The organism is Variovorax sp. BGA-UO-ETr-C22 (genome assembly GCF_059567965.1).
In genome coordinates, this window is record NZ_JCAQPA010000010.1 from 126,987 (window position 1) to 152,563 (window position 25,577).

The 25,577-nt window shown below is 67.8% G+C and carries 23 protein-coding genes; 14 read left to right on the top strand and 9 right to left on the bottom strand.

Going from position 1 to position 25,577, the window contains the following annotated elements; all coding sequences use genetic code 11:
- Nucleotides 1-4 precede the first annotated feature (4 nt).
- Nucleotides 5-1,069, top strand: a complete 1,065-nt coding sequence (locus AC57B8_RS14025; protein ID WP_496479930.1) for a glycosyltransferase family 2 protein — start codon at nucleotides 5-7, stop codon at nucleotides 1,067-1,069.
- A 40-nt stretch (nucleotides 1,070-1,109) separates the two neighbouring features.
- On the opposite strand, the gene AC57B8_RS14030 is transcribed toward AC57B8_RS14025, so the two are convergent.
- Entirely contained in the window at nucleotides 1,110-3,128 is a 2,019-nt protein-coding gene (locus AC57B8_RS14030; protein WP_496479931.1) for an acyltransferase family protein, read from the bottom strand.
- A gap of 84 nt (nucleotides 3,129-3,212) precedes the next feature.
- Nucleotides 3,213-3,971: a glycosyltransferase family 2 protein gene (locus tag AC57B8_RS14035; protein WP_496479932.1), complete on the bottom strand. Its 759-nt coding sequence runs from the start codon at nucleotides 3,969-3,971 to the stop codon at nucleotides 3,213-3,215.
- 45 nt (nucleotides 3,972-4,016) lie between these two features.
- Here AC57B8_RS14035 and AC57B8_RS14040 point away from each other — a divergent pair, with 45 nt between their 5' ends.
- The 4 genes from AC57B8_RS14040 to AC57B8_RS14055 all read left to right on the top strand — a co-directional run bounded on the left by AC57B8_RS14040 (nucleotide 4,017) and on the right by AC57B8_RS14055 (nucleotide 7,877).
- Entirely contained in the window at nucleotides 4,017-5,108 is a 1,092-nt protein-coding gene (locus tag AC57B8_RS14040) for a glycosyltransferase family 4 protein (RefSeq protein ID WP_062471143.1), read from the top strand.
- A gap of 64 nt (nucleotides 5,109-5,172) precedes the next feature.
- Entirely contained in the window at nucleotides 5,173-6,066 is an 894-nt protein-coding gene (gene argB / locus AC57B8_RS14045; RefSeq protein ID WP_062471140.1) for an acetylglutamate kinase, read from the top strand.
- An 88-nt stretch (nucleotides 6,067-6,154) separates the two neighbouring features.
- Nucleotides 6,155-6,805, top strand: a complete 651-nt coding sequence (gene slmA / locus AC57B8_RS14050) for a nucleoid occlusion factor SlmA (RefSeq protein WP_062471138.1) — start codon at nucleotides 6,155-6,157, stop codon at nucleotides 6,803-6,805.
- Nucleotides 6,806-6,992: 187 nt separating this feature from the next.
- The gene (locus AC57B8_RS14055; protein ID WP_496479933.1) at nucleotides 6,993-7,877 is read left to right on the top strand and encodes a DMT family transporter; all 885 of its coding nucleotides are present in this window, start codon (nucleotides 6,993-6,995) and stop codon (nucleotides 7,875-7,877) included.
- On the opposite strand, the gene AC57B8_RS14060 is transcribed toward AC57B8_RS14055, so the two are convergent.
- From AC57B8_RS14060 to AC57B8_RS14085, 6 genes are read right to left on the bottom strand one after another with little or no spacing between them, the layout of a single operon-like run.
- Nucleotides 7,874-8,932, bottom strand: a complete 1,059-nt coding sequence (locus AC57B8_RS14060) for a malate/lactate/ureidoglycolate dehydrogenase (RefSeq protein ID WP_495272256.1) — start codon at nucleotides 8,930-8,932, stop codon at nucleotides 7,874-7,876. The two genes, AC57B8_RS14055 and AC57B8_RS14060, sit on opposite strands and share 4 nt — an antisense overlap.
- A gap of 56 nt (nucleotides 8,933-8,988) precedes the next feature.
- Nucleotides 8,989-10,515 (bottom strand): UxaA family hydrolase, encoded by a 1,527-nt coding sequence (locus AC57B8_RS14065; protein WP_496479934.1) that lies wholly within the window; start codon nucleotides 10,513-10,515, stop codon nucleotides 8,989-8,991.
- Nucleotides 10,516-10,562: 47 nt separating this feature from the next.
- The gene (locus AC57B8_RS14070; protein ID WP_496479935.1) at nucleotides 10,563-11,957 is read right to left on the bottom strand and encodes a TRAP transporter large permease; all 1,395 of its coding nucleotides are present in this window, start codon (nucleotides 11,955-11,957) and stop codon (nucleotides 10,563-10,565) included.
- Nucleotides 11,958-11,988: 31 nt separating this feature from the next.
- Nucleotides 11,989-12,546: a TRAP transporter small permease gene (locus AC57B8_RS14075; protein WP_070060225.1), complete on the bottom strand. Its 558-nt coding sequence runs from the start codon at nucleotides 12,544-12,546 to the stop codon at nucleotides 11,989-11,991.
- A gap of 9 nt (nucleotides 12,547-12,555) precedes the next feature.
- Nucleotides 12,556-13,566, bottom strand: a complete 1,011-nt coding sequence (locus AC57B8_RS14080; protein WP_496479936.1) for a sialic acid TRAP transporter substrate-binding protein SiaP — start codon at nucleotides 13,564-13,566, stop codon at nucleotides 12,556-12,558.
- Nucleotides 13,567-13,613: 47 nt separating this feature from the next.
- On the bottom strand, nucleotides 13,614-14,321 hold the full coding sequence (locus AC57B8_RS14085; RefSeq protein ID WP_159273772.1) for a FadR/GntR family transcriptional regulator: 708 nt from the start codon (nucleotides 14,319-14,321) through the stop codon (nucleotides 13,614-13,616).
- 165 nt (nucleotides 14,322-14,486) lie between these two features.
- On the opposite strand from AC57B8_RS14085, the gene AC57B8_RS14090 reads away from it, so the two are divergent.
- The 3 genes from AC57B8_RS14090 to AC57B8_RS14100 are packed head-to-tail and all read left to right on the top strand — an operon-like array spanning nucleotide 14,487 to nucleotide 16,857.
- Nucleotides 14,487-15,221 carry an SDR family oxidoreductase gene (locus AC57B8_RS14090; protein WP_062471114.1) on the top strand — a complete coding sequence of 245 codons (735 nt, stop codon included), beginning with the start codon at nucleotides 14,487-14,489 and terminating at the stop codon, nucleotides 15,219-15,221.
- Nucleotides 15,218-15,973, top strand: coding sequence for an SDR family NAD(P)-dependent oxidoreductase (locus AC57B8_RS14095; protein WP_496479937.1), 756 nt, complete (start codon nucleotides 15,218-15,220; stop codon nucleotides 15,971-15,973). Before AC57B8_RS14090 ends, AC57B8_RS14095 begins: the two co-directional genes overlap by 4 nt.
- A 35-nt stretch (nucleotides 15,974-16,008) precedes the next feature.
- Nucleotides 16,009-16,857 (top strand): fumarylacetoacetate hydrolase family protein, encoded by an 849-nt coding sequence (locus AC57B8_RS14100; protein WP_496479938.1) that lies wholly within the window; start codon nucleotides 16,009-16,011, stop codon nucleotides 16,855-16,857.
- On the opposite strand, the gene AC57B8_RS14105 is transcribed toward AC57B8_RS14100, so the two are convergent.
- Nucleotides 16,847-17,734: a LysR substrate-binding domain-containing protein gene (locus tag AC57B8_RS14105; RefSeq protein ID WP_495261846.1), complete on the bottom strand. Its 888-nt coding sequence runs from the start codon at nucleotides 17,732-17,734 to the stop codon at nucleotides 16,847-16,849. The two genes, AC57B8_RS14100 and AC57B8_RS14105, sit on opposite strands and share 11 nt — an antisense overlap.
- Nucleotides 17,735-17,842: 108 nt before the next feature.
- Between AC57B8_RS14105 and AC57B8_RS14110 the strand changes: the two genes are divergently transcribed.
- The 6 genes from AC57B8_RS14110 to AC57B8_RS14135 all read left to right on the top strand — a co-directional run bounded on the left by AC57B8_RS14110 (nucleotide 17,843) and on the right by AC57B8_RS14135 (nucleotide 25,451).
- Nucleotides 17,843-18,601 (top strand): SDR family oxidoreductase, encoded by a 759-nt coding sequence (locus AC57B8_RS14110; protein ID WP_070060220.1) that lies wholly within the window; start codon nucleotides 17,843-17,845, stop codon nucleotides 18,599-18,601.
- A 149-nt stretch (nucleotides 18,602-18,750) separates the two neighbouring features.
- Entirely contained in the window at nucleotides 18,751-19,455 is a 705-nt protein-coding gene (locus AC57B8_RS14115) for a TetR/AcrR family transcriptional regulator (protein WP_070060219.1), read from the top strand.
- 74 nt (nucleotides 19,456-19,529) lie between these two features.
- Nucleotides 19,530-21,326 carry an acyl-CoA dehydrogenase C-terminal domain-containing protein gene (locus AC57B8_RS14120; protein ID WP_062471095.1) on the top strand — a complete coding sequence of 599 codons (1,797 nt, stop codon included), beginning with the start codon at nucleotides 19,530-19,532 and terminating at the stop codon, nucleotides 21,324-21,326.
- 43 nt (nucleotides 21,327-21,369) lie between these two features.
- Nucleotides 21,370-21,804, top strand: coding sequence for a DUF2147 domain-containing protein (locus tag AC57B8_RS14125; RefSeq protein ID WP_070060217.1), 435 nt, complete (start codon nucleotides 21,370-21,372; stop codon nucleotides 21,802-21,804).
- A gap of 36 nt (nucleotides 21,805-21,840) precedes the next feature.
- Nucleotides 21,841-24,240, top strand: coding sequence for a 3-hydroxyacyl-CoA dehydrogenase/enoyl-CoA hydratase family protein (locus AC57B8_RS14130; RefSeq protein WP_496479939.1), 2,400 nt, complete (start codon nucleotides 21,841-21,843; stop codon nucleotides 24,238-24,240).
- An 11-nt stretch (nucleotides 24,241-24,251) separates the two neighbouring features.
- Entirely contained in the window at nucleotides 24,252-25,451 is a 1,200-nt protein-coding gene (locus tag AC57B8_RS14135; protein ID WP_062471086.1) for an acetyl-CoA C-acyltransferase, read from the top strand.
- Nucleotides 25,452-25,577: the final 126 nt, after the last annotated feature.

A 25,577-nucleotide genomic window follows, 5' to 3' on the forward strand; every position in this document is an offset into this window, starting at 1 on the left:
AACAATGAATCCAACCAACGTCCCCGCGAACCCTTCCCCGCCCGGCGAGCCGACGGCCTGGCCGAACGTCGTGGTCATCATTCCGTTCTACAACGGCGCCGATTTCATCGAGCGGTCGGTGAAGAGCGTGTTCGAGCAGTCGGTGCCCGCGCACGAGGTGATCGTGGTCAACGACGGCTCGCGCCCGGAAGAGCGCGCCGCGCTCGACGGGCTGGCGGCCCGCTATCCGTTCCGTATCCTCGACAAGGAGAACGGCGGCCAGGGCTCGGCGCGCAATGCGGGCGTGGCGGCGTCGACTTCCGAGTACATCTGCTTCCTGGACCAGGACGACTTCTACCTGCCGAACCACATCGAGACGCTGGTGTCGTCGATCCCGTGGGATGACCGCCTGTTCGGCTACATCTACGCCGACCTGTACGAGGCGGACGGCGACGGCAACGTGATCCGCACCGGCGTCATCAAGGACCACGCACAGCACCCGAAGCGCAGCATCTTCGACCTGCTGCGCTACGACATGTTCGTGCTGCCCTCGGCCGCGCTCGTGAGCCGCAAGGCCTTCGACGCGGTGGGCGGCTTCGACTCGCAGTTCATGGGCTACGAGGACGACGACCTGTTCCTGCGCATCTTCCGCAAGGGCTACAGCAATCACTTCGTGGACAAGGCCGTGACGGTCTGGTGCATCCACACGGCCAGCACCTCGTTCGGCATCCGCATGGTGCGCAGCCGCTTCAAGTACTTCAAGAAGCTGCTGCAGATGTTCCCCGACGAGCACCAGCGCGGCCGCTACTACCTGCGCGAATACCTGATGCCGCGCTTCCAGCTGTTCTTCGTGAACGAGGCGATCGAGGCCATCAAGAAGGACGACCAGTACCGCGGCGAGATGACGGCGGTGCTGGACGACTACGCGGCCATCGTCTTCGCGAACCCGTATGTGGGCCGCAAGAAGAAGCTGCGGTTGTGGATCACGCTGTTCCTGCTGCGCCGGAGCACGCCGGGCATGGTGCGCTTCATCGGCGCGCTGACGAAGTTGCCGGGCATCCGCAGCCTGCGCAAGGTCTACAAGTCCTGATGCGCGCCGCGGCGGCCCGCAGGCCGCCGCAGCCTGGTCCTCAGCGGGCCGGCGCCGACGTCATCGCCGGGTCCATGTAGGTGGCGTGCGAGCGCACGTACTCGGCGCGCAGGTGGCCTGCGTCCTTGTAGATCGGCGTGGCGTCGGCATCGGCGCGGGTGCACCAGTCTTTCTGGCACAGGGTCGGGATCGGGTCGATCACGATGGCGCCGCTGCGCTGCGCGATCTGCCGCATGCGCTCGTGCAGCGCCTTCTGCCTCGGGTCCCAGGGGGCGGTAGGCGACATCTTGCCCACTTGCATGTCGCCCAGGCGGCCGCCCTTGATGAACTCTTCGGGGCCGAAGCCCTCGCCGACCGGGTTGTCCAGCAGCAGGTAGACCTGCTTGTGCTTGGCCAACGTGGTCAGCACGGTCTCGAGCATGTTGAGCGAGAAGTCCACGCCGCCGCCGCCCATGAAGCGCCGCTTGTCCTTGCCGTCGAAGAAGTAGTAGCGGTCGGCCGCTGCGTTCTCGGCGTTGGGCTTGCCGGTCTCGGAGAAATAGCAGTTCCAGCAGCCACCGAAGACGACGGCGTCGAACCGGTCGCTCATGGCCAGCCGCATGCCGCCGTCGCGGCGTTCGCCGCAGAGGTTGTTCTGCTCGTCGACCACGTTGGGAATCGGCGGGCAGGCGCCCCACGTCACGAAAGAGAGCGAATCGAGCGTGCTTGGCGAGGTCTTGGAGAGCTCGACGGCGCGCGGCCCGTACTGCTCGACGTGGCTGTCGCCGAAGAACAGCACCCGCCGCTTGCCCTGCCCGATCTGCTGCAGCACCTCGCCATCGACCTTGATCGGGCTCAGGCCGTCCGGGTAGGCCCAGTCCTTGGCGGCGGCGGCGGTCTTGTTGAAGTAGGGGTCGCTGTGGCGGCCGACGTAGTAGCGCGTGGTCGCCAGCAGGCCGAGCACGACGAAGCCGATCATCACGGCCACCAGCCCCGCCGTCACCGTCGGGTTCTCGCTGCGGCGCGTGTAGCGCTCGACGAACCGATAGGTGAGCCACGCCAGCACGAACGACGCCACCAGCATCAGCGCGCGGATGCCGTCCGACGGCAGCTTGCCCTCGAGGATGCGCGCATAGGCCAGCAGTGGCCAGTGCCACAGGTACAGCGGGTAGCTGATCAGGCCGACCCACACCATCGGCTTGGACGCGAGCACATAGCGGTTGAGCACGCCGCTCGGCCCGGCCGCGATGCAGAAGAAGGCGCCCACCGACGGCAGGATGGCCCAGAACCCCGGGAAGGCCTTGCCGCCGCGGATGTAGCACAGGCCCAGCACGATCAGCACGAGGCCGGCGATCGACTGTGCGTGGCGGCTCCAGCCCGGCTTCGGCGGCGGCCGGTGCAGCCGCGCATAGGCCAGCATGCCGCCGATCATCAGTTCCCAGAAGCGCGACAGCGGCGAATAGAACGCGGCCGTGCGGTGGCTGTGGATGGTCGTCACGTTGAGCAGGAACGACATCGCCGCCACCGTGCCGAGCACCGTGAGCATGCGCCACTTGCGCTTCCAGGCCAGGCCCAGCAGCACGGGCCAGAAGATGTAGAACTGCTCTTCGATGGCCAGCGACCACAGGTGCAGCAGCGGCTTGGTCTCGGCGGCGTTGTCGAAGTAGCCGGCCTCGTTCCAGAAGGCGAAGTTCGACACGAAGCCTGCGCCCGCGGCCACGTGCTTGCCCAGCTGTTCCCATTCGTGCGGCAGCAGGGCGAACCAGCCGAAGGCCATGGTGGCCAGCAGCACCAGCGCCAGAGCCGGGAAGATGCGCTTCACGCGCCGCGCATAGAACTCGCGGTAGCTGAAGCCGTCGCCCTGGAAGCTGCCCAGGATGATGGTGGTGATCAGGAAGCCCGAGATGACGAAGAAGATGTCGACGCCGATGAAGCCGCCCTTGATCCACTGCGGGAACGCGTGGTAGCCGAGCACCGACAGCACCGCGACAGCGCGCAGCCCGTCGATGTCCGGGCGGTATTTCGGGTGAACCAGGTGGGCGTGTTCGGGGAGGGAGGTCGGGCTGCTCGTGGTCGTCATCGTCGGTGCTGAAAGCGGCGCTAGCGGGCTTTTCGTGCGGGGCTTTTCGGCCCCGATTGTCCTCGCAAACGCCGCCGTGCCTTTTCAGGCGGCGGCGCGCTGCAGCCGCCAGTAGCGCCAGAAAGCGCCCGACAGCCACACCTTGAGCAGGCTGGTCACGTGCCAGTACAGGTACTTCTTGCTGCGGTGGCTGGCGCGCTGGGCGTCGTGGCGCGCGCGCAGGTCTTCGGTCACCTGGAGCTTCCAGCCGGCCAGGCGGGTGCGGGCGCAGATGTCGAAGTCTTCCCCGTACATGAAGAAGCGTTCGTCGAAGCCGCCGATCTTGCGGTAGGCCTCGCTGCGAAACAGCATGAACAGGCCGGGAATCCAGGCCGGCACGGTCGGCGGCTGGTAGCCGGGCTTCTTGCGGCCCAGGATCTCGAAGGGGGTCAGCAGCGCGCGGTGCGGCTCGGGCTCGGGCCGGCCCGACTCCAGGATGCGCGGCGTCATCAGGCCGGCGTCGGGCGCGGCCTGGGCGAGCATCGGGGCGAGCACGTCGGCGTCAAAGCGGATGTCGGGGTTGAGCACCAGGAACCAGGGCGTGTCGCAGCGCGCGAAGGCCTGGTTGTGGTTGGCGCCGAAGCCCAGGGGCGCCGCGTTCTCGATGCGCTCGATGGGAAAGCCCCACTGTCGTCCTGCGAGCAGGTCGGCCTCGGGAATGTTCAGCGTGAGCACGACCTTGGCGATCGCGTCGCGGCTGTGCCGGTCGAGCTGCTCGAGCAGCGGCAGCACCAGCGCGAGCTGGCCGTGGCTCACGATCGACAGGGTGACCGGGGCGTGGGGTGAAGAAGGGGGCGTGGGCATGGTCTAATTTCGCTCGGGAATTCTAGGGTTCCCCCAACCCCACTCATGATTGCCCTGATCATCCTCAGTTTCTTCGTCTCCGCGATCGCGGTGCAGCTGTTCATGCGCCGCGCGCGCAGACACGCGCGCCGCTACGGCGCCGACATGCCCCAGCGTTTCCACAAGGGCCACGTGCCGCGCCTGGGCGGGGCCGGCATCATGCTCGGCATGAGCGCGGCCTGGCTGGGCGCCGGCCTGATCGAGCCGCTGAACATCGCCTGGCCGCTCAAGTCCTCGATGCTCACGCTGGTGTGCATCCTGCCCGCCGTGCTCGGCGGCATCGTCGAAGACGTGACGCAGCAGGTCAAGGTGCGCTACCGGCTGGGCCTGACCATCGGCTCGGCGCTGCTGGTGTGCTGGGTGCAGGGGCTGGGCGTGGCGCGCACCGGCTTCGAGACGCTCGACGGCTGGCTCGCGCTGCTGCCCTATGCCTCGCTGGTCTTCGCGGCCCTGGCGATCGGCGGCCTGCCGCACGCCTTCAACATCATCGACGGCTACAACGGGCTGGCCGGCACCGTGGCCGTGCTCGTGTGCCTGGCGATCTCGCACGTCGCGCTGCAGCTGGGCGACCGGCAGCTGGCCGCGATGGTGATCTGCCTGGTCGGCGCCACCTTCGGCTTCCTGGTCTGGAACTACCCGCGCGGCAAGATCTTCGCCGGCGACGGCGGCGCCTACGTCTGGGGCATGGTGATCGCCGTGGCCTGCGTGACGCTGGTGCAGCGCCACCGCGTGGTGTCGCCGTGGTTCCCGATGCTGCTGCTGATCTACCCGGTGTGGGAGACGCTGTTCTCCATCTACCGCAAGCTGGCCCGCGGCCAGTCGCCGGGCACGGCCGACGCGCTGCACTTCCACCAGCTGATCTTCCGGCGCATCGTGCGCGTGGCCTTCGCGGACGACGAGGCGCGCCAGCTGCTGGCGCGCAACAACCGCACCTCGCCCTACCTGTGGATGTTCGCCGCGCTGTCGGTGGTGCCCGCGGTGCTGTTCTGGAACAACACCTTCGTGCTGATGCTGTTCTGCCTTCTGTTCGTCACGACCTACGTCGGGGCGTACCTGATGATCGTGCGCTTCAAGGTCCCGCGCTGGCTGCGGCCCTGACCGCCGGCGCCCTCTTGTTGCGAGAATTCTTCCCATCGTCCACCGCTTTGGAGCCTGACCGCCCATGACCGACCCCGTCCTCAACATCCCTCCGCGCGACAAGGCCGAGATCCTGGCCCAGGCGCTGCCGTACATCCGCAAGTTCCACGGCAAGACCATCGTCATCAAGTACGGCGGCAACGCCATGACCGACCCCGCGCTGCAGGCCGACTTCGCCGAAGACGTGGTGCTGCTCAAGCTGGTCGGCATGAACCCGGTGGTGGTGCACGGCGGCGGCCCGCAGATCGAGGCCGCGCTGAACAAGCTGGGCAAGAAGGGCAGCTTCGTGCAGGGCATGCGCGTGACCGACGCCGAGACCATGGAAGTCGTCGAATGGGTGCTGGCCGGCGAGGTGCAGCAGGACATCGTGGGCCTGATCAACCAGGCCGGCGGCAAGGCCGTGGGCCTCACGGGACGCGACGGCGGCCTCATTCGCGCGCAGAAGCTCAAGCTGGCCGACCGCACCGACCCGAACGTGCACCACGACGTGGGTCAGGTCGGCGACATCGTCTCCATCGACCCCAGCGTGGTCAAGGCGCTGCAGGACGACGCCTTCATTCCCGTCGTGAGCCCGATCGGCTTCGGCGAGGAGAACGAGAGCTACAACATCAACGCCGACGTCGTCGCCGGCAAGCTGGCCACGGTGCTCAAGGCCGAGAAGCTCATGCTGCTGACGAACACGCCCGGCGTGCTCGACAAGAACGGCAACCTGCTCACCAACCTGAGCGCGCGCGAAATCGACGACCTGTTCGCCGACGGCACCATCTCGGGCGGCATGCTGCCCAAGATCGAAGGCGCGCTCGACGCGGCCAAGAGCGGCGTGAACGCGGTGCACATCATCGACGGCCGCGTGCCGCACGCGATGCTGCTCGAGATCCTGACCGACCAGGCCTACGGCACGATGATCCGGGCGCGCTGAGCGCCCTCCGCGTGCCTTCCGTCGGCGGAAGGCGCGCGCTCACTGCGCTGTGCGAGAATCAATTGATTACATCTTTGCACGCGCTCCCATGCAGAACGAAGAGACAGCTGCCCCCGGCGTAGAGACCCCGGCCGACACGCCCGCCGCCGCACCGACGCGCAAGCGCCCCAAGCCGGGCGAGCGACGCGTGCAGATCCTGCAGGCGCTGGCCGCCATGCTGGAGCAGCCCGGTGCCGAGCGGGTCACCACCGCCGCGCTGGCCGCGCGGCTCGAGGTGAGCGAGGCGGCCCTGTACCGCCACTTCGCGAGCAAAGCCCAGATGTTCGAGGGCCTCATCGACTTCATCGAGCAGAGCGTCTTCACGCTGGTCAACCAGATCCTCGAGCGCGAAGGCGCCACCGGCAGCCAGCAGGCGGCCCGCATCCTCGTGCTGCTGGTGCAGTTCGCCGAACGCAACCCCGGCATGACGCGCGTCATGGTCGGCGATGCACTGGTGTTCGAGAACGAGCGCCTGCAGCAGCGCATGAACCAGTTCTTCGACAAGATCGAGGCCACGCTGCGCCAGGTGCTGCGCGGCGCGGCCGCCGCCGACGGCTCGGCCACGCCCAGCGTCGATGCCCAGGTGCGCGCCGCGGCGCTCACGGCCTTCGTGGTCGGGCAGCTGCAGCGCTTTGCGCGCTCGGGTTTCCGCCGCGCCCCTTCTGAGCACCTGGAAGCCACGATCGCCCTGATCGTTTGACGGCCAGGCCGGCAGGTCCGGCGCCGCCACGCTGAACTCGACGCGGCCCCTTGCGGCGCGTACGATCGATTTCCTCCCTTGCCGCCACGCGGTGTCGCGGTGACAAGCCCGTTTCGCATGACCTCTGGATCGGAGGCTCGCATGAGTGCTTGTCCTTCCCACAGCCGCCGGCTTTCCGGGGCGTGCCATGCCTGACGCCGCCGCTGCCCGCCCGGCCCTTCTCCTGCACGCCGTCGGGCTTACCGCCGTCGCCATGGTCGCGTTCGCGGCCAACTCGCTGCTGTGCCGGCTCGCGCTGCAGCATGGCGGCATCGACCCGGCCAGCTTCGGCAGCATCCGGCTCGCGTCGGGGGCGATCACGCTCGCGCTTGTCGTGCGCTTCCGATCGCAGCCGCCCGCCCTCGGGCGCACCGGCTGGCTTCCGGCCGTCATGCTGTTCGCCTATGTGGCGTTCTTCTCCTTCGCCTACCTCAGCCTCCCGGCGGGCACGGGCGCGCTGATCCTTTTCGGGGCGGTGCAGCTCACGATGCTGGGTGCGGGGCTGGGCGGCGGCGAGCGCTTCGGGGTGCTGGCGTGGTGCGGCTTTGTCCTCGCGGCGGCCGGGCTCGTGTACCTGGTGTCGCCGGGCGTTGCGGCGCCGCCGCTGCTGGGCGCCGTGCTGATGGCGGTGGCGGGCGTGGCGTGGGGCGTGTATTCGCTGCGCGGCCGGGGCGTGGCCGACCCGCTGGCCGCGACCGCGCGCAACTTCCTGCGCGCCGTGCCGCTGGCCCTGGCACTGAGCCTGGTGTTCGCCACGCGCGCGCACGCCGATGCGCGCGGCGTCGCGCTGGCCGTGGCCTCCGGTGCGCTGACCTCGGGGCTCGGCTACGTGGTCTGGTACGCGGCGCTGGGCCGGCTGTCGGCGTTGCGGGCGGCCACGGTGCAACTGTCGGTGCCGCTGCTGGCGGCGTTCGGCGGCGTGCTGTTCCTGTCGGAAGCGATCACGCCGCGGCTGGCGCTCGCCTCGGTGGCGATCCTCGGCGGCATCGCGCTCGTGCTGAGCCAGAAGTCGCGCCAGGCGGCGCGGCGCTAGGCGACGGCCACGCCCACCTTCGCGCCGGCGGCGACGATCTCGCCCCAGGTCGCGTCATCGACCCACACCCCGTCGCGCCGGCGTGCCGCGCGCGCCCGGCGCTCCGGTTCGCCCGCGATCTGCACGGCCTCGAAGCCCTGGCCCGGCGGGCTTTGCCGCAGCCAGCCGATGAACTCGCGCGCCTCCTCGTCGAAGGCCTTCTGCGTGCCGAGCTTCACGGGGTCGATCAGCACCGTCAGCATGCCGTTGAGCACCGTGCGGGCCGTGTCCGCGGGCCGGTGCCAGGTGCCGCCGCCCGTGAGCGCGCCGCCCAGCAGCTCGCAGGCCACCGCCATGCCGTAGCCCTTGTGTTCGCCGAAGGTCATGAGCGCGCCGAACAGGCCGTTGCCCTGCGGCACCACGACCACGCCCGGGTCGTTGGTGGGCGCGCCGTGTTCGTCGATGAGGTAGCCGTCGGGCACCTGCTCGCCCTTGTTGTGGGCCACGCGCATCTTGCCCTGCGCCACGCGGCTGGTCGCGTAGTCGAGCACGAAGGGCTCGGCTCCCGCCAGCGGAATGCCGATGCAGCACGGGTTGGTGCCGAAGCGCCCGTCGCCGCCGCCCCAGGGCGCCACCACGGGCCGCGAGAGCACGTTGACGAAGTGCATCGCCACCAGCCCCTGCGCCGTCGCCATCTCCGCGAAATGGCCGATGCGCCCCAGGTGGTGCGCGTTCGCGAGCGTGAAGATGCAGCTGCCGTGCTGCTTGGCGCGCGCGATGCCGAGCTCCATCGCCTGCACGCCGACGATCTGCCCGTAGCCGTGCTGGCCGTCCAGGCCCATCAGCGTGCCGATGTCGAGGTTGACCTTCACGGCCGCGTTGGGCACGAGCCCGCCTTCGGCCACCGCATCGATGTAGCGCGGCAGCATGCCCACGCCGTGCGAGTCGTGCCCGCTGAGGTTGGCCAGCACGAGGTTGGCGGCCACCTGCTGTGCTTCGGCGGCGCTGCTGCCCGCGGCTTCGAGGATGCGGGCGACGTTGGCTTGCAGGCCGTCGGCCGGCAGGGTTCTGGACATGGATCAGGCTCCTCGTGCGTTCAATGGGATGGCATAGCCGAAGGGGAGGGCGGGCCTCACATCACCGCGCCGACTTGCCACGGCACGAACTCGTTCTGCCCGTAGCCGTGCTGTTCGCTCTTCGAGTGCGCGCCCGAGGCCGTGGCCAGCACCAGCTCGAAGATGCGCTGGCCCATCTCCGCAATCGACGCTGTGCCGTCGACGATCTCGCCGCAGTTGATGTCCATGTCTTCTTCCTGCCGCTGCCACAGCGCCGAGTTGGTCGCCAGCTTGAGCGAGGGCGAGGGCGCGCAGCCGTAGGCCGAGCCGCGACCGGTCGTGAAGCAGATCAGGTTCGCGCCGCCCGCCACCTGGCCCGTGGCGCTCACCGGGTCGTAGCCCGGCGTGTCCATGTAGACGAAGCCATGCGCGGTGACGGGCTCGGCATATCCGTACACCGCCTCGAGGTTGCTGGTGCCGCCCTTGGCGACCGCGCCCAGCGACTTCTCCAGGATGGTCGTGAGCCCGCCCGCCTTGTTGCCGGGCGAGGGGTTGTTGTTCATCTCGCCCTCGTTGATCTCGGTGTAGTGCTCCCACCACTTGATGCGGTCCACGAGCTTCTGGCCCACCTCTCGCTTCACCGCGCGGCGCGTGAGCAGGTGCTCGGCGCCGTACACCTCGGGCGTTTCGCTCAGGATGGCCGTGCCGCCGTGCGCCACCAGCAGGTCGACTGCCGCACCGAGCGCCGGGTTGGCGCTGATGCCCGAGTAGCCGTCGGAGCCGCCGCACTGCAGCCCGATGGTGATGTGCGCCGCGCTGCAGGGCTCGCGCCTCACTGCGTTGGCGCGCGGCAGCATCTCGTTGATGAGTGCCACGCCTTTTTCGACGGTCTTGCGCGTGCCGCCCGTGTCCTGGATGTTGAAGGTGCGGAAGTTCTCGCCCTCGGCCAGGTGGCCGGTCGCGAGCCAGGCGTTGATCTGGTTGGCCTCGCAGCCGAGACCCACCACCAGCACGCCCGCGAAGTTCGGGTGCGTGGCGTAACCCGTGAGCGTGCGCTCCAGGATCTGCATGCCCATGCCCTGCGTGTCCATGCCGCAGCCCGTGCCGTGCGTGAGCGCGACCACGCCGTCGACGTTCGGAAACGCCGCGAGCGCCTGCGGATTGGTCTTGCGCGAGAAGTGGTCGGCAATGGCGCGCGCGGCCGTGGCCGAGCAGTTCACGCTGGTCAGCACGCCGATGTAGTTGCGCGTGGCCACGCGGCCATCGGCGCGCTTGATGCCCATGAAGGTGGCCTCGCGTTTTGCGGGCGCGGGCTTCACGTCGGCGCCGAAGGCGTAGTCGCGCTCGAAGTCGCCCTTGTCGGGGCCCATGTCCAGGTTCTGCGTGTGCACGTGTTCGCCGGCCGCAATGGGCTTGCTCGCGAAACCGATGATCTGGTTGTAGCGCCGCACCGGCTCGCCCTGCGCGATGGCGCGCATGGCGACCTTGTGCCCCGGCGGGATCAGGCCGCGCACGGCCACGTTCTCGACGAGCGTGCCGCCCAGCAGTTGCGAGCGCGCGATGACGACGTCGTCGGCGGGATGGAGTCGGATGTAGGGGGTCATCGTGGGTATCGTTCTCGGAGCCGGCGCGGGTGCGCCGGCGGTGGTCGTTACTGCATGATCTTCGGCAGCCACAGCACGGTGGCAGGCCAGTAGGTGATGATGCCCAGGCTCAACAGCAACGGCACCAGCCAGGGCAGGATCGCCATCGTCGTGCGCTCGATGCTGAGGTTGGCGATGCGCGCCAGCACGAACAGCACCATGCCCATCGGCGGGTGCAGTACGCCGATCATGAGGTTGAGCACCATCACCACGCCGAAGTGCACCGGGTCGATGCCCAGCTGGTTCGAAATCGGCAAGAGGATCGGCACCAGGATCGTGATGGCCGCCGTGGTCTCCAGGAAGCAGCCCACGAACAGCATCAGCAGGTTCGCCAGCAGCAGGAACACCCACGCTTCCTTGGTGAAGTTGAGCACCCAGCTCGCGATGTCGGCCGTGACGCCGGTGGCCGTCAGCATCCAGCCGAAGATCGAGGCGGCCGCCACGATGAAGAGCACCGTCGAGGTCGACTCCACCGTCTCCAGGCAGACCTTGACGAACATCTTCCACTGCAGCGTGCGGTACCAGAAGAAGCCCAACACCATCGCCCACACGCAGGCGGCAATCGCGCCTTCGGTGGCGGTGAACAGGCCCGTCGCCATGCCGCCGATGAGCAGCACCGGCGTCATGATCGGCAGCACCGCCTCGAACTTGAAGACCTTGTCGGCCGCGAAGAGGATCACCAGCGCAAGGGCCACCGCCGGTTGGGCCGGCGCGCCGAACTTGTCGACCGCGAACCACAGCAGCGTGGGCCACAGGCACACCACCAGCAGCTCGACCAGCGCCTTCATGAGCCGCGGCCACTGGAACTTCACGTCCGCGCCCCAGCCGTTCTTGTGCGCGTAGTAGGCCACCGTGAACATCATGAGCAGCGTCATGATCAGCCCCGGCATCAGCCCCGCGATGAAGAGCGCACCCACCGACACGTTGGCCATCATCCCGTAGATCACGAAGGGCAGGCTCGGCGGAATGATCGGCCCCAGCGTGGCCGAGGCCGCGGTCACGCCGACCGCGAATTCGGTCGAGTAGCCGTGCTCCTTCATGGCCTTGATCTCGATCGTTCCCAGGCCCGCCGCGTCCGCGATCGCGGTGCCGCTCATGCCCGAGAAGATCACCGAGCCGAGGATGTTCACGTGCCCCAGGCCGCCCTTGAGCCAGCCCACCAGCGCGAGCGCGAAGTTGTAGATGCGGTTGGTGATGCCGGCGTTGTTCATCAGGTTGCCGGCGAGGATGAAGAAGGGAACGGCCAGCAGCGGAAAGCTGTCGACGCCGCTCACCATGCGGTGAATGACGACGAAGCCCGGCAGGTTGCCGCTCCAGAGGATGTAGACCAGCGAGGCACCGGCCATGGCCACGGCGACCGGGATGCCGGCGCTCATGAAGAGCAGGAAGGCGATCTTCAGCATGTTGTTGTCGTGATGGAGTGGGGTTGCGACCTCAGCGGTCGTCGATCGTGGATTCGGGCCGCTCCAGCACGCAGTAGCCGCGGCGCCAGTGCACCACGCTCACCTGCACCGAGCGCACGCACATGGCGACGAAGCCCAGCAGGCACACGCCGTAGACGATGTTCATCGGCAGGTCGACGATGGTCATGCTCGCGTTGTTGCCGATCTTGAGCATCATCTGCACCGTCATGACCACCGCCGCCGCGAAGAACGCCGTGCGCAGCACGTCGACGAGCAGGCCCAGCGCGCGGCCCATGGCCGGCGGCATGTGGCGGTAGAAGAAGTCGACCTGGATGTGGTTGTTGCGCGCCACGCCGATCGACGCGCCCACGAACACCGTGCCCACCAGCAGGTAGCGCGCGATCTCCTCGGTCCAGGAGGCCGAGTCGTTCAGCACGTAGCGCGTCACGAACTGGTAGAGCACCGTGAGGCCCAGCACCCAGAAGATGCCCAGGGCGGCCCAGGCTTCCACGGTGGTGCCGGACAGGTCGACGGCCTCGTCCTTGGCGTGGAACTCGCCGTCGTCGCCCAGCAGCTTGTCGTCGCTCATCGTGTGGCCTTACTTGATCGCGATGATGCGGTCGTAGTCCTGCTGGCGGTAGCCGTGGTCGGTGGGCTTGGTGTTCTTGAGCACGGCCTCGCGGAACGCGCCCTTGTCGACCGTGATCACGTTGTTGCCCTTCTTCTTGAACTCCTCCACCAGCCGGGTCTCGGAGGCGATGATCTCGCGGCCGGTCTTCTCGGCGGCTTCCTGCATCACGTCGTTGAACATCTTCTTCTCGTCGGCGCTGAGCTTGGCCCACAGCTGGCCCGAGACCACGGTGAGCAGCGAGTCGACGATGTGGCCGGTCAGCGAGATGTTCTTCTGCACCTCGTAGAACTTCTTGGCCTCGATGGTGGGCAGCGGGTTCTCCTGCGCATCCACGGTGCCGCTTTGCAGCGCGAGGTACACCTCAGCGAAGGCGATCGGCGTGGCGTTGGCGCCCAGCGACTTGGGGAAGGCCAGGTAGGCCGGCGCGTCGGGCACGCGGATCTTCAGGCCCTTCATGTCCTCGGGCTTGCTCACCGGCTTGGCCGCGCTCGAGGTGACGTGGCGCGCGCCGTAATAGTTGAGCGCCGTGATGTGGTTGCCGGTCTTGTCGTCGTAGCCCTTGGCGAGCTCCTTGAACACGTCGCTCCTGGCGTACTTCAGCTGGTGCTCCGCGTCGCGGAAGATGAACGGAAAGTAGGTGATGGCCAGCGGCTTGTAGCTGTTGCCCGCGAAGCTCGCGCCGGTCAGCACGATGTCGACCGTGCCCAGCGTCAGGCCCTGGTTGATGTCCGCTTCCTTGCCCAGGCTGGAGGCCGGGAACACCTGGATGTCGTACTTGCCGTTGCTGCGCTTCTTGATCTCCTCGGCCGCCCACACCGAGTACTTGTGGAAGGGCTCCGAGGTCTCGTAGACGTGCGCCCACTTGAGCTTGGTCTGCGCCGAGGCGATGCCTGTCGCGCCCAGCGCGCCGGCCGCGAGGGCGCAGGCGGCCAGGGCCTTGAGGGTGGTGCGTTTGCTGTTCTTGCTGCTGCTGATCATGGGGTGTGTCTCCGTTGTAGTGAACTGGCAGGAAGGCTGGCGAGGAATCAGGCGGGCTTGGCGCGGCGCCAGCTCGCGCTGAAACGGTGGTGCGAGTTGTCCATGTGCGTGTGCATCGCACTGCGCGCGGCCTCGGCGTCGCGCGCGGCAATGGCGTCGCGGATCGCCTCGTGCTCGGTGATGGCGGCGCGCCACGAGGTCACGGTCTCGAAGTAGCCGCCCAGCCGCGTGAAGATCGGGCCGCGGCGCGAATCCCAGAAGCCCTGCACCGTCTCGACCAGCACCACGTTGCCGCTGGCGCCGACGATGGCCAGGTGAAAGGCGCGGTCGCCGTCCAGCGGCATGACGTTGCGGTCGGCCATCTCGCGCATGGTGGCGATGGCGCGCGTCATCGCGTCCACGTCCTTGCGCTTGCCCGAGAGGGCGGCGATGGCGGCGGTCTCGCCCTCGATCACGCGGCGCGCGCGGATCAGCTCCAACGGCCCCCACTCGGTGGGCGCCACCGGTGCGCTCGCGCGGTGCGAGCGGTCGAGCACGTACACGCCCGAGCCGGTGCGCACCTCGACCCAGCCCTCGACCTCCAGCGCGATGAGCGCCTCGCGCACCGAGGGCCGGCTCACGCCGAGCTGCTTGGCCAGGTCGCGCTCGGCGGGCAGGCGCGCGCCCACGTCGAATTCGCCCTTGGCGATCAGCCCCCGGAGCTGGTCGGCAATCTGGCGATAGAGGCGTTGGGGTTCGACGGTCTGGAGCGGCACGGGAGCAGGCAGTGGGTGCGGGCGAGGCGGTGGATCGGCTTAAGGGTTGTCCTGAATTGGACAAGTGGTAAGGCCAATTCAGAATACGGCGATTCACAGATGTCACCCATCGGGCCTAACCCGAACCCACCCCGCATCCGCAGAACACCCCAGGAGACACCGACCATGAGATTGAAGGGAAAGACCGTGCTCGTCACCGCCGCCGGCCAGGGCATCGGCCGCGCCAGCGTGCTGGCGCTCGCGGCCGAGGGCGCCCATGTGTGGGCCACCGACGTCAACGAGCAGCTGCTGTCGGCCTATGCCGGCGTGGCGAACGTCACGGCCCTGAAGCTCGACGTGCTCGACAAGGCCGCCATCGGCGCGGTCGTGGCGCAGCTGCCCACGCTGGACGTGCTGTTCAACTGCGCGGGCGTGGTGCACAACGGCACCATCGAGCAGGCCGGCGACGACGACCTCGACTTTGCCTTCCGCCTCAACGTGCGCGCGCAGATGTGGACCATCCAGGCCGTGCTGCCTGGCATGCTCGCGGCCGGGCGCGGCAGCATCATCAACATGGCCAGCGTGTGCTCCAGCATGAAGGGCCTGCCCAACCGTTTTGTCTACGGCACCACCAAGGCGGCGGTGCTCGGCCTCACCAAGAGCGTGGCGGCCGACTACGTGGCCCGCGGCATCCGCTGCAATGCCGTGTGCCCGGGCACGGTCGACACGCCCTCGCTGGGCGATCGCATCAACGCCAACGCCGACCCCGAGGCCGCGCGCAAGGCCTTCGTGGCGCGCCAGCCCATGGGCCGGCTCGCGCAGGCCGAGGAGATCGCGCCGGTGGTCGTGTTCCTGGCCAGCGACGAATCCATCTTCGCCACCGGCCAGTACTTCACGGTCGACGGCGGCATCACGATATGAACCGGCTCGATTTCGAAGGCCGCCACGCCGTGGTCACCGGTGGTGCCACGGGGCTGGGCTTCGGCATCGCGCAGCGGCTCGTCGCCTCGGGCGGCAGCGTCACGCTGTGGGACCGCGACGAGGCCGCCGCCGGGCGCGCGGCCGAAGCGCTGGGCGCCAAGGCCTTCGCGTTGAAGGTCGACGTGACGCAGCAGCCTTCGGTCGCGAAAGCCGTGGCCGCCACGCTCGCGCACGCGTCGCGCATCGATGCGCTGGTCAACAGCGCCGGCATCACCGGGCCCAACGTCAAGCTGTGGGACTACCCGGTCGACGACTGGCGCCAGGTGATGGAGGTCAACGTCAACGGCGTGTTCCTGTGCTGCCGCGAGGTGGTGGCGCAGATGCGCAGGCAGGGCGCCAAGGGCGAGGGCCGCATCGTCAACATCGCCTCGGTGGCGGGCAAGGACGGCAACCCCAATGCCAGCGCGTACAGTGCGAGCAAGGCCGCCGTCATCGGGCTCACCAAGTCGCTCGGAAAGGAGCTGGCCGACACCGGCATCCGCGTGAACTGCGTGACGCCCGCGGCGGTGAAGACCGCCATCTTCGACCAGATGACCCCCGACCACATCGCCTTCATGCTCTCGAAGATTCCCATGGGCCGCTTCGGCACCGTGGAAGAGGTGGCGGCGATGGTCGGCTGGCTGTGCACCGACGATTGTTCGTTTTCCACCGGCGCGGTCTTCGACCTCTCCGGTGGCCGCTCCACCTACTGACCCCATTCCCTATTTCAATGCACTGAAAGGAACGCATGAAACTCGTCCGCTACGGCAACCCCGGCAAAGAGAAGCCCGGTCTCATCGACAACGAAGGCAAGCTGCGCGACCTGAGCGCCGTCGTCAAGGACATCGGTCCCGACCAGCTCGGCGATGCCGCCATTGCCAAGCTGCGCAAGACCAAGCTCGACAAGCTGCCGCTGGTCAAGGGCAAGCCGCGCTTCGGCAGCCCCGTGGCCAACGTCGGCAAGTTCATCGCCATCGGCCTGAACTACGCCGACCACGCGGCCGAGTCGGGCCTGCCGGTGCCCAAGGAACCCATCGTCTTCATGAAGGCCACCAGCTGCATCCAGGGCCCGAACGACCCGGTGATGCTGCCCAAGGGCTCGGTCAAGTCCGACTGGGAGGTCGAGCTGGGCGTGGTCATCGGCACGAAGGCGCGTTATGTGTCGCAGAAGAGCGCACTCGACTACGTGGCCGGCTACTGCACCATCAACGACGTGAGCGAGCGCGAATACCAGATCGAGCGCGGCGGCACCTGGGACAAGGGCAAGGGCTGCGACACCTTCGGCCCCATCGGCCCCTGGCTCGTCACGCGCGACGAGATCGAGAACCCGCAGAAGCTCGCGATGTGGCTCGACCTGAACGGTCAGCGCGTGCAGACCGGCAGCACCAAGACCATGATCTTCAGCGTGGCCAAGCTCGTGAGCTACGTGAGCCAGTTCATGACGCTGATGCCCGGCGACGTGATCACCACCGGCACGCCGCCCGGCGTCGGCATGGGCATGAAGCCGCCGCTGTTCCTGAAGAAGGGCGACGTGATGACGCTGGGCATCGAAGGCCTGGGCGAGCAGCGCCAGGAAGTGGTGCCCTTCAAGCTCTGAGCACGCGCACCAGCTCGTCGTACACCAGCCGCACGCGCGCCGGCACCGGCGCGCGCTGCGGGCGGTAGACGTGGATCGGCCAGGGCTCCGGCGCCTCGGCCGCCAGCACCTCCACCAGCGCCCCCGACTGCAGCCACGGCTGCGCCAGCGGCCCGATGAGCTGGCCGAAGCCGATGCCCGCCAGCACCGCGGCGCATTCGGCGTCGATGTTGTCCGTCACGAACGCGGGCGACGACACGGTGAACACCCGCTTCTTGCTGAACGCCCACGGCCAGGGCCGGCCCGAGCTGTGGTCGATCAGCGCCGTCACCGGCAGCCCCGACAGCGCATCGACGCTGCGCGGCGCACCGACCCGCTCGACGAGTGCGGGTGAGCCCACCACGCACAGCGACATCTTTCCCACACCCCGCGCCACGAAGCGCGCGTCGCGCATCGGGCCGACGCGCACGCCGAGGTCGATCTGCTGGTCGACCACGTCGGCATGCTGCTCCGACAGCCGCAGGTCGAGCACCAGCCCGGGGTGCTGCGCCAGCAGCGGCGCCAGCGCCTGCGGGATCAGCCGGGCGTACACATGCGGCGCCGTGACCCGCACCGTGCCCGTGTGCTGCGACAGCGCGCGCCGGTCGATGCGATGAAAGAGTTCGTCCACGCCGCCCACGGCCACGCGGGCGCGCTCGGCGAGCTGGCGCCCGAAATCGGTGAGCTGCACGCCGCGCGTGCTGCGGTGAAAGAGCGGCTCGCCCAGTTCTTCCTCGAGTTCGCGCACGGCGCGCGTCACCACCTGCGGCGACACCGACAGGCGCACGGCCGCCTCGCGGAAGTTGGCGGCGTCGGCAGCGGTGAAGAACACGCGCAGGGCTTCGAGGCGGTTGGACATGGGGTGTTCCTTTTTTGGGAATTCTGAAGTCGCCAGAGTTTCATTTACTGGAACGCGTGGATTTTCCACACTGCATGCACTTCTTCAACACACCCCAAGGAAATTCCCATGACCTCCATTCAAGACAACATCCAGGGCAAGGTTGCCATCGTCACCGGCGCGAGTAGCGGCCTGGGCGAATCGACGGCGCGCCACCTGGCCGCGCGTGGCGCCAAGGTGGTGCTCGCGGCCCGCCGCACCGACCGGCTCGACCAGGTCGTCGCCGAGATCCGCGAGGCCGGCGGTGACGCCATCGCCGTGGCCACCGACGTGGCGAAGCGCGCCGACCTGGAAAAGCTCGCGGCCGCGACGGTCGAGGCCTTCGGCCGCATCGACGTGCTGGTCAACAACGCGGGCGTGATGCCGCTGTCGCCGCTCGACAAGCTCAAGGTCGACGAGTGGGACCGCACCATCGACGTCAACATCAAGGGCGTGCTCTACGGCATCGCCGCCGTGCTGCCGCGCATGCAGGCGCAGGGCAGCGGCCACATCGTGAACGTCGCGTCGATCGCCGGGCTGAAGGTGTTCACGCCCATCGGCACGGTCTACAGCGCCACCAAGCACGCGGTGCGGGCCATCTCCGAAGGCCTGCGCGTGGAGGTGGGCAACAGCGGCGTGCGCGTGACCATCGTGTCGCCCGGCGCCGTGGACTCGGAGCTGAAGTTCGGCAGCAGCGACGCCGAGAGCGCCGCCGGGGTGAAGGCCTTCTACGACGCCAACCAGATTCCGGCCGACTCGGTGGCGCGCGCCATCGTCTACGCGGTGGAGCAGCCGGCGAACGTGGACATCAACGAGGTCGTGCTGCGGCCCGTGTCGCAGGAGTTCTGATCCCGCCGGGCAAGGGTGCGGCCCCCTGGCGGCCGCCCCTTGCTTTGGCTAACCTTGATTAACCTACCGCGGCCCAAGGTCATTTGCGGTCAAAAGTGCAAAGCCCCTGCAAAATAGAACGACCGTTCGTTTTATTCGGAGCTTTCACGATGTCTGCCACCGCCGTTCCCGCCAAGCCGGCCCGCGCCGCCCCCAAAGGCCAGCAGACCAAGGCCATCATCGTCGACGCCGCGCTGGCGCTGGCCGCGCAGATCGGGCTCGAGGGCCTGTCGATCGGCGCCGTGGCCGAAATCACAAAGATGAGCAAGTCGGGCGTCTTCGCCCACTTCGGCTCGCGTGAAGAGCTGCAGATTTCCGTGGTGCGCGAATACCACGCGCGCTTCGAGCAAGAGGTGTTCTTCCCCGCCCTGCAGGCGCCGCGCGGCCTGCCGCGCCTGCGCGCCATGTTCGCCAACTGGATGAAGCGCACCTCGACCGAGATCGACTCGGGCTGCATCTACATCAGCGGCGCCTCCGAGTTCGACGACCGCCCGGGCCCGGTGCGCGACGCGCTGGTCGAGTCGGTCAGCATCTGGCAGGCCGCCGTGCTGCGCGCCATCGTGCAGTCCAAGACCGAAGGCCACCTGCGCGCCGACGCCGACGAGCGCCAGGTCGGCTTCGAGATCCACGGCCTGATCCTCGCGCTGCACTACGAAGCCCGCTTCCTGCAGGTGCCCGGCTCCATCGGCCGCGCCAACGTCGGCTTCGACAACATCCTCGCGCGCGCCGCCACGCCGGACGCGCCGCCTGCTTCCAATGCCGCCGAGTCCGCGCCCGCCGCGCGCGGCACGCGCCGGCTCAAGACCGTGCGCTGAGCGCCACGGCCGCCCGTTTCGTTTTCCGTTTTCGTTTTTTCTTTCTTATTTAGCTTCGACCAGGAGAGTCCCGGATGCCTACCTACAACCCCCCCGTGCGTGACATGCAGTTCGTGCTGCACGAAGTGCTCAACGTCGCCGAGGAACTCAAGGCACTGCCGGCCCACGCCGAGACCGATGCCGACACCATCAACGCCGTGATCGAAGAGGCCGGCAAGTTCGCCGCCGAAGTCACCTTCCCGCTGAACATCAGCGGCGACGAAGAAGGTTGCGTGCTCGACAAGGCCACGCACGAAGTGAAGACGCCCACCGGCTTCAAGGACGCCTACGCCAAGTACGTCGAAGGCGGCTGGCCCGCGCTGTCGTGCGACCCGGCCTTCGGCGGCCAGGGCCTGCCGTTCGTGGTGAACCAGTGCCTGTTCGAAATGCTCAACAGCGCCAACCAGGCCTGGACCATGTACCCGGGCCTGTCGCACGGCGCCTACGAGGCACTGGCCGCGCACGGCACCGACGACCAGAAGAAGACCTACCTGCCCAAGCTCACGAGCGGCGAGTGGACCGGCACCATGTGCCTGACCGAACCCCATTGCGGCACCGACCTGGGCCTGCTGCGCACCAAGGCCGAGCCGCAGGCCGACGGCACCTACCGCATCACCGGCAGCAAGATCTTCATCTCGGCCGGCGAGCACGACATGACGAGCAACATCATTCACTTGGTGCTGGCCCGCCTGCCGGACGCGCCCAAGGGCAGCAAGGGCATCAGCCTGTTCGTGGTGCCGAAGTTCCACGTCAAGGCCGACGGCTCGCTGGGCGAGCGCAACCCGATCTTCTGCGCCGGCCTGGAGCACAAGATGGGCATTCACGGCAACGCCACCGCGCAGATCGTGATCGAAGGCGCCACCGGCACGCTGGTCGGCGAGCCCAACAAGGGCCTGGCCGCGATGTTCGTGATGATGAACGCCGCACGCCTGGGCGTGGGCAACCAGTCGCTGGGCCTGACCGAAGTGGCTTATCAAAATGCGCTGGCCTACGCCAAGGACCGCCTCCAGATGCGTTCGCTGTCGGGCGTGAAGGCCAAGGACAAGGAAGCCGACCCGATCATCGTGCACCCCGACGTGCGCAAGATGCTGCTCACGGCCAAGGCGTACGCCGAAGGCGGCCGCGCGCTGCAGATCTTCTGCACGCTGCTGCTCGACAAGGAACACAACCATCCTGATGAGAAGGTGCGCAAGGACAGCGGCGAGCTGGTCGCGCTGCTCACGCCCATCGTGAAGGCCTTCATCACCGACAACGGCCACATCGCGACCAATTCGTGCATGCAGGTCTTCGGCGGCCACGGCTTCATCAAGGAATGGGGCATGGAGCAGTTCGTGCGCGACAACCGCATCAACATGATCTATGAAGGCACCAACACCATCCAGTCGCTGGACCTGCTGGGCCGCAAGATCCTGGGCAACAACGGCGCGTCGCTGAAGAAGTTCGGCAAGCTCGTCGCCAAGCTGGTGGAAGAAGAAGGCGTGAACGAGAAGATGGCCGAGTTCATCAACCCGATCGCGATGCTGGGCGACCAGCTCACCAAGTTCACGACCGAGATCGGCTTCAAGGGCTTCCAGAACCCCGACGAAGTGGGCGCCGCCGCCGTCGACTACCTGCGCGTGGCCGGCCACTTCGTGTTCGGCTACCTGTTCGCCCGCATGGCGCAAGTGGCCCTGCGCGAAATCGCCGCCGGCAACAACGATCCGTTCTACGTCGCCAAGCTGCAGACCGCACGCTTCTACTTCGCCAAGCTGTTCCCCGAGACCGTGATGCTGATGCGCACCGCGCGCGCCGGCAGCAAGGTGTTGATGGACACCGACGCCGCGCTCGCTTAAGCGACACACAGCCTTTCTTCATCGACCCACCGGGAGCCCGCTCATGAAAGCAACGCTTGCAGCCGTCTTGTTCACCGTCACCGCCGTCTCGGCCATGGCCCAGAGCACGCCGGTGGGCCTGTGGCGCAACGTCGACGACAAGACCGGCGAGGCCAAGGCCGAGATCCGCATCGCCGAGACCAACGGCGCGCTGCTCGGTCGCATCGAGAAGTCGTTGAAGAAAGACACCAAGCCCGACGCCACCTGCGACGAATGCGCCGACGACCGCAAGGGCAAGCCCATCGCGGGCCTGGAGATCATCCGTGGCGGCAAGAAGGCCGAGGGCAAGGACGTCTGGGAAGGCGGAAAGATCCTCGACCCCGAGAACGGCAAGGAATACCGCGCGAGCTTCACGCCGATCGACGGCGGCAAGAAGCTGGAAGTGCGCGGCTACCTCGGCCCCTTCTGGCGCACCCAAACCTGGAACCGTGTGCAGTAACTCCGCGCACAACCTATCCAAGAAATACCAAGCAACATGTCCCGATTTCAAGTGAAGAAGGTCGCCGTGCTCGGCGCCGGCGTGATGGGCGCGCAGATTGCCGCTCACCTCGTCAACGTGCGCGTGCCCGTCGTGCTGTTCGACCTGGCCGCCAAGGAAGGCCCGAAGAACGGCATCGTCACGCGCGCCATCGACAACCTCAAGAAGCTCAAGCCCGCGCCCCTGGGCGACGTGGCCGACGCGGGCCTGATCGAGCAGGCCAACTACGACGACGACCTGGCCAAGCTCGGCGAGTGCGACCTCATCATCGAGGCCATTGCAGAGCGCATGGACTGGAAGCTCGATCTGTACAAGAAGATCGCGCCCCACGTCGCCAAGCATTCGATCCTGGCCTCGAACACCTCGGGCCTGTCGATCACCAAGCTCAGCGAAGCGCTGCCTGAAGCCCTGAAGCCGCGCTTTTGCGGCATTCACTTCTTCAACCCGCCGCGCTACATGTTCCTGGTGGAGCTGATCAACACGCCCACCACGCAGCCGCAGGTGCTCGACGACCTCGAGGCCTTCGTCACCAGCACGCTCGGCAAGGGCGTGGTGCGTGCGCACGACACGCCCAACTTCATCGCCAACCGCGTCGGCATCGCCGGCATGCTGGCCACGCTGAAGGAAGTCGAGAAGTTCGGCCTCACGCCCGACGTGGTGGACGACCTCACCGGCAAGAAGCTGGGCCGCGCGAGCTCGGGCACTTTCCGCACCGCCGACGTGGTGGGCCTGGACACCATGGCCCACGTCGTGAAGACGCTGCAGGACAACCTGAACGCCGAAACCGATCCGTTCTACGCCAACTTCGCGACGCCGCCCGTGCTCGCCAAGCTGCTGGAGCTGGGCAACCTGGGCCAGAAGACCAAGGCCGGTTTCTTCAAGAAGGCCGGCCGCGACATCCTGCGCTTCGACCTGAAGAGCGGCGAGTACGTGCCCGCCGGCGCGAAGGCCGACGAGGTGTACGGCCGCATGCTCAAGAAGCCCGCGGGCGAACGCCTGAAGCTGCTGCGCGAAAGCGAAGGACCGCAAGGCCAGTTCCTCTGGGCCATCCTGCGCGATGGTTTCCACTACGCCGCCGTGCACCTGGCCGACATCGCCGAGAGCGCGCGCGACATCGACTTCGCGATGCGCTGGGGCTTCGGCATGAAGCAGGGCCCGTTCGAGCTCTGGCAGGAAGCCGGCTGGGCGCAGGTCGCCAAGTGGGTGCAGGAAGACATCGACGCCGGCAAGGCACTCAGCAGCGCACCGCTGCCGAAGTGGGTGTTCGAAGGCCCGGTCGCGCAAGCCGGCGGCGTGCACACGCCTGAAGGCTCGTGGAGCGCGTCGCAAAACAAGTTCGTGCCGCAGCGCAAGCTGCCCGTGCACGACCGCCAGCTGTTCCCCGAGAGCGTGCTCGGCGCGAACGCGGCCGATGCCAACACCGCCGGCACCACGATCAGCGACGAAGGTGATGTGCGCGTGTGGACGCTCGACGGTGAGGTGCTCATCGCGAGCATCCAGTCGAAGATGCACGCCATCAGCCCCGACGTGGCCGAGGCGCTGGGCGCCGCGGTCGACCTGGCCGAGGCCGAATACAAGGGCCTGGTGATCTGGTCGCCCGACGAGGTGTTCTCGGTCGGCGCCGACCTGCAGGCGATGCTGCCGGCCTTCGTGGTCGCGGGCATCGGCGCGGTCGAAGGCGCGGAGGAAGAGCTGCAGAACGTCATGCTCAAGATCCGCTATGCCAACGTGCCGGTGATTTCGGCCGTGCGCGGCATGGCGCTGGGCGGCGGCTGCGAGCTGGCCATCCACTCGGCCAAGCGCGTCGTCGCGATGGAAAGCTACATCGGTCTGGTCGAAGTCGGCGTGGGCCTGATCCCCGGCGCGGGCGGCCTGACCTACATCGCTCGCCGTGCGGCAGAGAACGCCTCGGCTTCGACGGGCACCGACCTGCTGCCGTTCCTCACCGAAGGCTTCACCGCCGCGGCGATGGCGAAGGTGGGCACCGGCGCGCTCGACTCGAAGAAGCTGGGCTACCTGCTCGACAGCGACGTGATCGTGCCGAACAAGGACGAGCTGCTCTACGTGGCACTGCAGCAGGCCAAGGCGATGGCCGACGCCGGCTACCGCCCGCCGCTGCGCCGCACCTTCCGCGTGGCGGGCCGCAGCGGCGCCGCGACGATCAAGGGCCAGCTGGTGAACATGCGCGACGGCGGCTTCATCAGCGCGCACGATTTCCACATTGCCAGCCTGATCGCGAACGTGGTCACCGGCGGCGACGTGGACGCGGGCTCGCTCGTGACCGAGGAATACCTGATGACGCTGGAACGCAAGGCGTTCTGCTCGCTCATCGTGCACCCCAAGACGCAAGAGCGAATCATGGGGATGCTCAGCACCGGCAAGCCCGTGCGCAACTAAGGACAGATTTCATGAGCAAGCAAGTACAAGACGCCTACATCGTCTCCGCCACCCGCACGCCCATCGGCAAGTCGCACCGCGGCTACTTCCGCAACTACCGTCCCGACGACCTGCTGGCGACCACGCTGAAGGCAGCGCTCGCCGCCGTGCCCGGTCTCGATCCGAAGGCCATCGAGGACATCATCTGCGGCTGCGCGATTCCCGAATCGCAGCAGGGCCTGAACGTCGCGCGCATCGGCGCGGTACTGGCGGGCCTGCCCACCAGCATCGGCGGCATCACCGTGAACCGCTTCTGCGCCTCGGGCCTGTCGGCCGTGCAGATGGCGGCGGACCGCATCCGTGTCGGCGAGGCCGACGTGATGATCGCGGCCGGCGTCGAGAGCATGAGCATGGTGCCGATGATGGGCAACTCGCCCTCGCTGTCGCCCTCGATCTTCGAGCGCGAAGGCGACGTGGGCATTGCCTACGGCATGGGCCTCACGGCCGAGAAGGTCGCGCAGCAGTGGAAGGTGAGCCGCGAGGCGCAGGACGCGTTCGCGCTCGCCTCGCACCAGAAGGCACTGGCCGCGCAGGCCGCCGGCAAGTTCGCCGACGAGATCACGCCGATCGAAGTGACCGACCGCACGCCGAACCTGGAAACCGGCGAGTCGATCGCCAAGACCCGCACCGTGAGCCTGGACGAAGGCGCGCGCCCCGACACCAGCATCGAGGGTCTGGCCAAGCTGCGTACCGTGTTCGCCGCGCGCGGCACGGTGACGGCCGGCAACAGCTCGCAGACCTCCGACGGCGCAGGCGCGCTGATCCTGGCCAGCGAAAAGGCCATCAAGCAGTACGGCCTCACGCCGCTCGCGCGCTTCGTGAGCTTCGCCAGCAAGGGCGTGCCGCCGCACATCATGGGCATCGGCCCGATCGAGGCGATTCCGGCCGCGCTGCGCTATGCAGGCCTGAAGCACGAGGACATCGACTGGTTCGAACTCAACGAAGCCTTCGCCGCGCAATCGCTCGCGGTGATGAACACGCTGGGGCTCGATCCGTCGAAGGTCAACCCGATGGGCGGCGCCATTGCACTGGGCCACCCGCTGGGCGCGACCGGCGCGATCCGCGCGGCCACCGTGGTGCACGCGCTGCGCCGCGAGAAGCTGAAGTACGGCATGGTCACGATGTGCGTGGGCATGGGCCAAGGCGCAGCAGGAATTTTTGAAAGGGTTTGAGCTAACCCCCAGTCTTCGCGCACTTCGTGTCGCTTCGCCAACCCCCTTGCAGGGGGCGACACCAGCGGCCCGGCAAAGCCGGTTCCGCGGTGTCTCGCGAAGGGACCGTGTTTGTTTTGAGGAGAA

Bases quoted from the DNA above. Each gene is read 5' to 3' on its own strand.
- AC57B8_RS14090 (WP_062471114.1), top strand. From the start codon at position 14,487: ATGAGATTGAAGGGAAAGACCGTGCTCGTCACCGCCGCCGGCCAGGGC.
- slmA (WP_062471138.1), top strand. From the start codon at position 6,155: ATGCAGAACGAAGAGACAGCTGCCCCCGGCGTAGAGACCCCGGCCGAC.
- AC57B8_RS14040 (WP_062471143.1), top strand. From the start codon at position 4,017: ATGATTGCCCTGATCATCCTCAGTTTCTTCGTCTCCGCGATCGCGGTG.
- AC57B8_RS14095 (WP_496479937.1), top strand. From the start codon at position 15,218: ATGAACCGGCTCGATTTCGAAGGCCGCCACGCCGTGGTCACCGGTGGT.
- AC57B8_RS14030 (WP_496479931.1), bottom strand. From the start codon at position 3,128: ATGACGACCACGAGCAGCCCGACCTCCCTCCCCGAACACGCCCACCTG.
- AC57B8_RS14025 (WP_496479930.1), top strand. From the start codon at position 5: ATGAATCCAACCAACGTCCCCGCGAACCCTTCCCCGCCCGGCGAGCCG.
- argB (WP_062471140.1), top strand. From the start codon at position 5,173: ATGACCGACCCCGTCCTCAACATCCCTCCGCGCGACAAGGCCGAGATC.
- AC57B8_RS14075 (WP_070060225.1), bottom strand. From the start codon at position 12,546: ATGAGCGACGACAAGCTGCTGGGCGACGACGGCGAGTTCCACGCCAAG.
- AC57B8_RS14060 (WP_495272256.1), bottom strand. From the start codon at position 8,932: ATGTCCAGAACCCTGCCGGCCGACGGCCTGCAAGCCAACGTCGCCCGC.
- AC57B8_RS14110 (WP_070060220.1), top strand. From the start codon at position 17,843: ATGACCTCCATTCAAGACAACATCCAGGGCAAGGTTGCCATCGTCACC.
- AC57B8_RS14105 (WP_495261846.1), bottom strand. From the start codon at position 17,734: ATGTCCAACCGCCTCGAAGCCCTGCGCGTGTTCTTCACCGCTGCCGAC.
- AC57B8_RS14120 (WP_062471095.1), top strand. From the start codon at position 19,530: ATGCCTACCTACAACCCCCCCGTGCGTGACATGCAGTTCGTGCTGCAC.
- AC57B8_RS14130 (WP_496479939.1), top strand. From the start codon at position 21,841: ATGTCCCGATTTCAAGTGAAGAAGGTCGCCGTGCTCGGCGCCGGCGTG.
- AC57B8_RS14055 (WP_496479933.1), top strand. From the start codon at position 6,993: ATGCCTGACGCCGCCGCTGCCCGCCCGGCCCTTCTCCTGCACGCCGTC.
- AC57B8_RS14115 (WP_070060219.1), top strand. From the start codon at position 18,751: ATGTCTGCCACCGCCGTTCCCGCCAAGCCGGCCCGCGCCGCCCCCAAA.
- AC57B8_RS14100 (WP_496479938.1), top strand. From the start codon at position 16,009: ATGAAACTCGTCCGCTACGGCAACCCCGGCAAAGAGAAGCCCGGTCTC.
- AC57B8_RS14135 (WP_062471086.1), top strand. From the start codon at position 24,252: ATGAGCAAGCAAGTACAAGACGCCTACATCGTCTCCGCCACCCGCACG.
- AC57B8_RS14070 (WP_496479935.1), bottom strand. From the start codon at position 11,957: ATGCTGAAGATCGCCTTCCTGCTCTTCATGAGCGCCGGCATCCCGGTC.
- AC57B8_RS14080 (WP_496479936.1), bottom strand. From the start codon at position 13,566: ATGATCAGCAGCAGCAAGAACAGCAAACGCACCACCCTCAAGGCCCTG.
- AC57B8_RS14035 (WP_496479932.1), bottom strand. From the start codon at position 3,971: ATGCCCACGCCCCCTTCTTCACCCCACGCCCCGGTCACCCTGTCGATC.
- AC57B8_RS14065 (WP_496479934.1), bottom strand. From the start codon at position 10,515: ATGACCCCCTACATCCGACTCCATCCCGCCGACGACGTCGTCATCGCG.
- AC57B8_RS14125 (WP_070060217.1), top strand. From the start codon at position 21,370: ATGAAAGCAACGCTTGCAGCCGTCTTGTTCACCGTCACCGCCGTCTCG.